Source organism: Phenylobacterium sp., assembly GCF_030693805.1.
GTDB lineage: Bacteria > Pseudomonadota > Alphaproteobacteria > Caulobacterales > Caulobacteraceae > Phenylobacterium.
In genome coordinates, this window is record NZ_JAUXZW010000325.1 from 1 (window position 1) to 1,607 (window position 1,607).

Below are 1,607 nucleotides of genomic sequence, written 5' to 3' on the forward strand. Positions count from 1 at the left end.
ATGTCGGGCGTGCCCATGGGGGCCAGCCACGCGATCGGTCATGTGCTGGGCGCCCTGTGCGGTGTGCCCCATGGCTACACCTCGTGTGTGATGGCGCCCAATGTGCAGGCCTGGAATGCGCCCGAGGTGCGTGGCCGGCAACGCCGCATCAGCGCTGCGCTCGGCGCGCCAGACCGGCCGGCAGCAGCGCTGCTGGATGAACTGATCCGTTCCTTGGGTCTGCCGCGCAGTCTGGCAGAGGTTGGCGTGCCGCGTGAGCGACTGCAAGCCATTGCCGATGCCACGCTGGAAGACCTCTGGGCGGCCACCAATCCCAGGCCGCTGCGCAGCAGCGGTGACGTGATGGAAATTCTCAGGTCAGCTTGCGTTTGATGGCGGCAACACGTCAGCCGCGTGCTGCGGCCACCTGTTTGCACAGTGTCAGAAAGGCCGTCAGCACTGGGGGCGGTGCGCGGTGGGCCAGCACCGTGGTGCAAATGCGCCGATAGGCTGAGCGGCTGTTCAGCTTGCGGTGCGCCAGCCCGTCCAGGCTGGCACGCTCCACCAGTGATTCGGACAACACCCCCACGCCCAGTCCGGCATGGATCAACCCCAGCATGGTGGCCACCTGAGCCACCTCGTAGGCAGGGGCGAAGTCGGCTCCCAGTGCGCGGTACTGCTCATTGATGGTTTGGCGCAGATTGCTGCGGTTGTTCACTGCGACCTGCGGGTAGGCCTGCAGGTCCGACCAGCGCACGGTCTTCTTTTGTGCCAGTGGATGTGCCAATGGGAACAAGACCACCAGGTAGTCCTTGAACAAGGGCACAGACACGAGGTCGCTGTCGGTGTGCATCGCGGGTGTGAGCGCGATATCGGCCTTGCCCGCACGCACCATCTCAAGGCAGGTATCGGACAGCTCGTCGTGTATGCGGATTTCCACGTCTGGGTGCTGTGGGCCAAAGACCTTGAGCACCTGAGGAATGAAGCCCGCCGCGATGGATGGACCTGCAGCGATGCTCAGACGCCCCCGTTTGCCGGCGGCGTATTCTTTGATCCGCACCTGGGTGTGGAGCACGCTGTCTGACAAGTGTTCGGCCAGGCGCTGAAACTCCAGCCCCACATCGGTCAGGCTGACCTGCCGCGTCGTGCGTTCAAAGAGCTTCACGCTCAAAGTCTCTTCGAGCCGCTTGATGGTGGCACTCAGCGCCGGCTGAGACAGGTGGCATGCCACCGCAGCCTGGCTGAAACTCAGGCTGCGTGCCACTGCCAAAAAGACCTCTATCTGTCGGAATGTGATGTTCATGGATGGGCTTTGCACCACACGGCGGTCGCCGGTGTCCGGAGGGTTGTTTGTGTCACGTTGGCAGGCGCCTGCCACGCCTGACCATGTCCTCGAATTCGTCCACCGGCACCGGCGGGCTGAACAGGTAGCCCTGGACCATGTCGCAACCCTGCTCGCGCAGGTACTGCAGCTGGGCGTGGGTCTCCACGCCTTCGGCGATCACTTCCTGGCGCAAGCTGTGGCCCAGGGTGATGACCATGCGGGCGATGGCCGCGTCCTCCGGATCCACTGTGATATCGCGCACGAAGGACTGGTCGATCTTGAGGCAGTCCACCGCAAAGCGCTT

General features: G+C 63.9%; 3 protein-coding genes. 1 reads left to right on the top strand and 2 read right to left on the bottom strand.

Annotated elements, in window-relative coordinates; translation table 11 throughout:
- Positions 1-372 (top strand): iron-containing alcohol dehydrogenase (locus Q8M88_RS12775; protein WP_305597540.1); only part of this gene is annotated, 372 nt, incomplete at its 5' end.
- 13 nt (positions 373-385) lie between these two features.
- Here Q8M88_RS12775 and Q8M88_RS12780 read toward each other — a convergent pair.
- On the bottom strand, positions 386-1,282 hold the full coding sequence (locus tag Q8M88_RS12780; protein ID WP_305597541.1) for a LysR family transcriptional regulator: 897 nt from the start codon (positions 1,280-1,282) through the stop codon (positions 386-388).
- A 52-nt stretch (positions 1,283-1,334) separates the two neighbouring features.
- Positions 1,335-1,607: EAL domain-containing protein (locus Q8M88_RS12785; RefSeq protein ID WP_305597542.1), on the bottom strand; the 273-nt coding region annotated here is incomplete at its 5' end.

What these genes read in the sequence shown, in the direction of transcription:
- Q8M88_RS12780 (WP_305597541.1), bottom strand. Translation starts at nt 1,282, where the DNA reads ATGAACATCACATTCCGACAGATAGAGGTCTTTTTGGCAGTGGCACGC.